This window comes from Desulfobacter sp., assembly GCF_050177295.1.
In genome coordinates, this window is sequence record NZ_JBFXHE010000439.1 from 1 (window position 1) to 3,647 (window position 3,647).

Consider the following 3,647-nt stretch of genomic DNA (forward strand, 5'->3'; position numbering starts at 1 on the left):
CTCAGTCGCTATTAACGCCGATCATGCGCCCGAGATCAATCAGACCTCGATATTCAATGGCTTGGATTTGGCACCTGATCTTTTGCCAGGTTTTTTCGTGCATTCCTTTGGGCTTGAAAATTGGCAAAGGATTTAAACATCCAGGTTTAGCACCGATTTTTTTTCTAAGCTTGTTAGCCTTGCTGAAACGCCGATCCCGCTTGGATTCGTTGCAAGTTTTATAGACAAGAGTGTAGCAGGAACGGCAGGCAAAATATTTCCCGGCACCATAGATCACGGCACACCGCCTACCACAAAAAGGGCAACTGAACCAGATTCTTTCCCCGCCGTAATTGCAAGATGTCCAGGTATAATAAACTTTCTGTTCAACGGACTCGCCACGATGAGAATAGCGCAACATCAAATGATCTTGATAGGCAACAGCTCCAATGCTGGCATGAACATTCCCACCCCTTGACCACTGCCATGAAAAAGAGCGTCCGGGCGTTAATACCTTTGCTTTATTAAGCCTGCGAATATCCAAAGGCAAAGCCCCTTCTGCTGTGGGTTTACCACTTCTTAGCCATCTTCCTGATCCCCAACCACCCATAGAAACCTCTTATCTTTTTACCCAAATCATTAAGGAAATTTGACATCTCTTTTGTCTGTTAAATTCTGAAAACCATTTGATCTCAAGCGTTTCGGCATTTTTTTGTATTGTCTCAAATCTTAGCTTTTTGTCACCATATTAACCGGAACCGGAATCAGCTTTTTTCGGTATCATAATTAGAGAAATATCGCCGTGTAGCGACCCCTACTATCACAAAGATAGGGAAGGACCATAAAGATGAATACCGTTTTCCTGTACGTAAGTTTAATGAAGTCTTCGGGTCCTTCTGACAATTTGGAAAGCGTAGGGTTCACATCTCCGCAATTGATCCCCGTTCACCATCAATTTTTTTCACTTCGTTTTTCGCTTTGAATCATCATTCATTTTGTGAAGCGACAGAGGGTATCCCCTGCGAAGCGTACGTTCCAACCCTGGCCTTAGCCGATGCCGTGAAAACCGGGTTGTTTACGTCCGCAAAGTCAAATATCAGCGCCTTATCTTTCCCAGGTGCTGGGCGCAACGCTCTGCCGATATACTGAATGAGTCTGCCGGAAAACTTCACAGGCGTTGTCAGGAACACCGTGGATATCCCGGGCAGGTCGAATCCTTCAACGATAAGCTGACCTGTGGCAATTAAATAGCAGCATTCACCATCCTGCAAGGCCATAATGATCCGCTCACGCTCTTTTTGACTTGTGCTGCCGGTCAATACCTCAGTTTGAACCCTATGGCCGTTAAACAGGATATTTTGCAGCGTATCGCAGTGGGCTTTCCGGTCAGATAGGACCAGGCTGATACCATGGCCGTTATTCTCAGCAACTGTTTTGCAAACCAGCCGGTTCCGTGTTTCATCTTCGGTCAGTTCGGACAGGGCTTTTGAATACTCTGCGCTGGCGTCTGCAAACGGGCTGAACTCGGTTTTGATCCACTGGACTTGAGCCGGGCAAAGGTTTCCCTGGTCCACAAGATCCTGCTTATCAATCCGGCCAGTGACATCGCCCATGGTCCAGAAAATTACCTTTGACAATCCATCCCTGCGCCAAGGGGTTGCTGTCAGACCCAACCGGTACAGGGCATCAAAGGTGTTGACCGTTTCGGTGAATATCCTGCTGGGGGCTCTGTGGCATTCATCACAAATCAGGTGGCCGATGTGGGGCACCACTTCACCCAATCGTTTGCAAAGGCTTTGGACAGTGCCAACGGTGATCCGGTTCCCGATGACGAATTGACCGCCGCCAATGATCCCGACTTCTGCCCGGGGTATGCCCAGGAAGGATTCAATCCGGGATATCCACTGGTTCAAAAGTTCTTTGGTGTGGACGATGATCAAAGCAGGCTGCCCACGCTGTGCAATGAGATACAAAGCCATAACGGTTTTCCCGGCCCCGGTGCCTGCCTCAAGCAGGCCGCTGTCACGGGTAAGCACACCATCAACGGCTTGCCGCTGCAATGGCCGCAGTTCCCCGGCAAAGGTGAAGTCAACCGGGTCCAGGGTCCGGCGGTTGTCAAACACCTGGATGTTTTCACCCATCCGTTCACACAGGCGATAAAGCTTTGCCGCACATCCCCGTGGGCAGACAAGGCCGTCTGTGCGTTCCTGATAAAATTTCAAATCCCGGTCAATGTTGTGGGTTGACCGGTTCATTTTTTGCGCTTCTGCATACCTGGGATTTGGCATGCTCAGGTACTGTTTGACGGCCTGCCGGGTTGCCGGCGTCAGGTTGGTTAAAACAGTCTTGCTGTTTAATGTGAAATCCATTAATTTCCCTTTGTTCATTTGTTTCCTGCCTGCCTTGGGATTCGCGGTCCCGGGCAGGCGGTTTTCCCCGTTTGTCTCAACCAGCTATATTGTTGGCTGCCAGGGCGTATGGCTTTGAATGACGGTCCACACAGGTTGATTAAAACTTCCTGGCAGGACAACCAAGGACTTTATAGCGGGATTGTTTGTTTCAATCCCACATTTTAACTTCAGGATTTCATTCCTGATTTGTTTAGCTTTCAGTAACAAAGATTTATTCGGATGAAGTTTCTCTGCAAACAGCGGGGGTAGATTGAATCCAGATGGTTTTTGCTGATCGAGTTCATATTTTATTTTTTCGGCCATGGCTGTAAATTTACTCAAATCTTGAGTGTTCATCTGTTTAGTCAGAGTACGTTCGGTTTTCATAGTTCATTTCCTTTCTGGTGCCTGCCGGGTCTTCCGGAAGGCGGTTTTATTTTCGTTCTTCAATATATGGGCAGCCATTGACCAGAAGAATATCTGCAATCTTCGGCATCCATACCATGGCTTTGCCGCCCCGTTTCTTTTTAAGTTTGCGCCATGCCCACACCTCCAAACGGGTACCGGGCTGTTCCAACCATGCAATGGTGTTGGCCTGGTGTTCTTCTGTCAGCTTTCGGATGTGCTGCCGGTAATCATTGCCCTGGCAGACCTGTATCCCCAGAACACCACCGTCAAGAACCAGCAGGTCAATGATATTGAACAGATCATGCCGTGTTCGGTCCCACTGGCTGAAGTGTTCAACGATCCAGTACCGCAGGCCGTGTTTTTTTATCTCAGTCAATGTGCGTTGCATTGGGCTCATGGTTATTATTCACTTTCAAGTGTCTTAAGAAGCACATCCTTGTTGTCGTAAGTGGCACAATAAAGCTCTTCAATGGTCCCATCTGGCCGTTGGATGTACTCCGGCTCCTTCACTTCGCCGCTGGCCAATATCGGTTGAGCGTCAACCCCATTCGGCTCTTGTTGAATGAGCCAAGCAAGGATTGGGTCAGGCTCAAGGTCTACTATTTTGTTGTTTTCATCGGTTACAGGCCACAAATAGAACCACCCGGGTTGAGCTGGAATGCACCAGGTCTGGTTGGACTGAAGCTCAGAGTCATCTTTAAAAATCATAGTATCGTTCCTTTTGTTATATTTGGGTTCATTTCAGATCCTTTTTTAATCCCTGGCAGGAAAGATTTTCCTTTCCAAAAGCCGGGGGAAACCCCTGGGGGGTATCCCAGCTTTCCACGTAGGGATACCCCCCTTTAGGGGTGGAAAGCGTGGAAAGTGGAA

General features: G+C 48.3%; 5 protein-coding genes. All 5 read right to left on the reverse strand.

Annotated features, from left to right (window positions below; genetic code table 11):
• Window position 1: 1 nt before the first annotated feature.
• The 5 genes from AB7U36_RS20625 to AB7U36_RS20645 all read right to left on the reverse strand — a co-directional run bounded on the left by AB7U36_RS20625 (window position 2) and on the right by AB7U36_RS20645 (window position 3,485).
• Window positions 2-589 (reverse strand): hypothetical protein, encoded by a 588-nt coding sequence (locus AB7U36_RS20625; protein ID WP_428161506.1) that lies wholly within the window; start codon window positions 587-589, stop codon window positions 2-4.
• Window positions 590-965: 376 nt separating this feature from the next.
• A complete protein-coding gene (locus AB7U36_RS20630) occupies window positions 966-2,348 on the reverse strand; it encodes a DEAD/DEAH box helicase (protein WP_428161507.1) in 1,383 nt (460 codons plus the stop codon).
• Window positions 2,349-2,432: 84 nt separating this feature from the next.
• Window positions 2,433-2,756 carry a hypothetical protein gene (locus AB7U36_RS20635; RefSeq protein WP_428161508.1) on the reverse strand — a complete coding sequence of 108 codons (324 nt, stop codon included), beginning with the start codon at window positions 2,754-2,756 and terminating at the stop codon, window positions 2,433-2,435.
• A gap of 46 nt (window positions 2,757-2,802) precedes the next feature.
• Window positions 2,803-3,174, reverse strand: coding sequence for a hypothetical protein (locus AB7U36_RS20640; RefSeq protein ID WP_428161509.1), 372 nt, complete (start codon window positions 3,172-3,174; stop codon window positions 2,803-2,805).
• Window positions 3,175-3,179: 5 nt separating this feature from the next.
• Window positions 3,180-3,485 (reverse strand): hypothetical protein, encoded by a 306-nt coding sequence (locus AB7U36_RS20645; RefSeq protein WP_428161510.1) that lies wholly within the window; start codon window positions 3,483-3,485, stop codon window positions 3,180-3,182.
• Window positions 3,486-3,647 lie beyond the last annotated feature (162 nt).